At 59.3% G+C, this 892-nt stretch carries 1 protein-coding gene; it reads left to right on the top strand.

Annotation, left to right across the window (positions count from 1 at the left end):
* Window positions 1-892: tetratricopeptide repeat protein (locus AC0L2X_RS32420; protein ID WP_473601213.1), on the top strand; the 892-nt coding region annotated here is incomplete at both ends.

Below are 892 nucleotides of genomic sequence, written 5' to 3'. Positions count from 1 at the left end.
AGAAGTCCCTTGCCATCCGTGAGAAGCTGGTGGCTCTCGAACCGAACAATGCCGACTGGCAGAGCCGCCTGTCATCGATCTACACCACACTGGGTGATGTTCAGACGGCGCAGGGGAATCTGGCGGGCGCCCTGGAGAACTATCGACGCGGACTCGCCATCGATGAAAAGCTAAGCGCTGCGGACCAAGGAAACACCGGCAAGCTAAGTGATCTTGCCGTTGACTATTCTGCCGTCGGCGACGCCCAGAAGGCGCAGGGGAACCTGGCGGGCGCCCTGGAGAACTATCAGAAGGCCCTTGCCATCCGTGAGAAGCTGGTGGCTCTCGATCCGAACAATAATGCAGACTGGCGGAGTGATCTGTCCACGATCTATTCCGAAATCGGCTACGTCCAGCGGGCGCAGGGGAACCCGGCGGGCGCCCTGGAGAACTACCAGAAGTCCCTTGCCATCCGCGAGAAGCTGGTGGCTCTCGAACCGAACAATGCCGACTGGCAGAGCCGCCTGTCATCGATCTACACCACGCTGGGTGATGTTCAGAGGACGCAGGGGAACCTGGCGGGCGCCGTGGAGAACTATCAGAAGGCCCTTGCCATCCGTGAGAAGGTGGCGGCTCTCGATCCGAACAATGCCGACTGGCAGAGCGGCCTGTCGCTCATCTACGAAAGAGTCGGTCTAGCTCAGAGCACACGTGGAAATCTTGCCAAAGCTCTCGAGAGCTTTTCTAAGAGCCAGGCCATTCGAGCGAAGCTTTTTGCCGGAGACCCCGACAACACCAACTGGGCAAGCAATCTTGACTATGGCTATAGCCAGATTGGCGACGTCCAGAAGGCGCAGGGGAACCTGGCTGGCGCCCTGGAGAACTATCAGAAGTCCCTTGCCATCCGCGAGAA

The sequence above is a fragment of the Mesorhizobium sp. WSM4828 genome, assembly GCF_055811175.1.
Note: the sequence above shows the minus strand (reverse complement) of the source record. Positions and strands in the feature narration are given on the sequence as shown.